This window comes from Wolbachia endosymbiont of Tuta absoluta (genome assembly GCF_059414725.1).
Genome location: NZ_JBNRJY010000186.1, coordinates 1 through 471, shown reverse-complemented (window position 1 = coordinate 471; position 471 = coordinate 1). Strand labels below are relative to the sequence as shown.

General features: G+C 41.2%; 1 protein-coding gene. It reads left to right on the top strand.

Translation table 11 applies throughout. The features are described 5' to 3' along the window. The first annotated feature begins 159 nt into the window (after positions 1 to 159). Positions 160 to 402 carry a potassium-transporting ATPase subunit KdpA gene (locus ACJ5GX_RS01920; RefSeq protein ID WP_495292643.1) on the top strand — a complete coding sequence of 81 codons (243 nt, stop codon included), beginning with the start codon at positions 160 to 162 and terminating at the stop codon, positions 400 to 402. The last annotated feature ends 69 nt before the right edge of the window (positions 403 to 471 follow it).

The window sequence follows — 471 nt, the reverse complement described above, 5'->3', positions numbered from 1 at the left end:
CTGGTGTTAAAGGTGCATTCAGTGCAGTATTCGGATTGATGTTGGCACCCACATTGATTGTGATTTCACTGTATCAAATGTATGTCAATTTCCAAGATATTGTCCTCGTTCGCCACATGATCGATCGCCATTTTACTGATTCCAGTCTCTGTTATTTTCATGTTAGGTTTTTTCACCAAACGCGCAAGATTTGCAGGCTTTGTCTTTGGTTCAATGCTGTTCATGTCCGTGCTTTCTGCGACCATTGCGATTTGGTCTGAAAGCCTTTCTTCTACGGCATCACAACTCTATGCAATGGAAGGAAAGGAACTACGTTTTGGTGAAGCATCTTCCGCACTTTGGGCAGCAGTGACCACACAAGTCAACAATGGATCGATCGTGTTGATGAGGGCTATGGATTGAACACAGATGCTTTATTACAACTTAAAAAGAATGGTATTGATTTATGTATTTCTGTTGCATAAAGTTGTG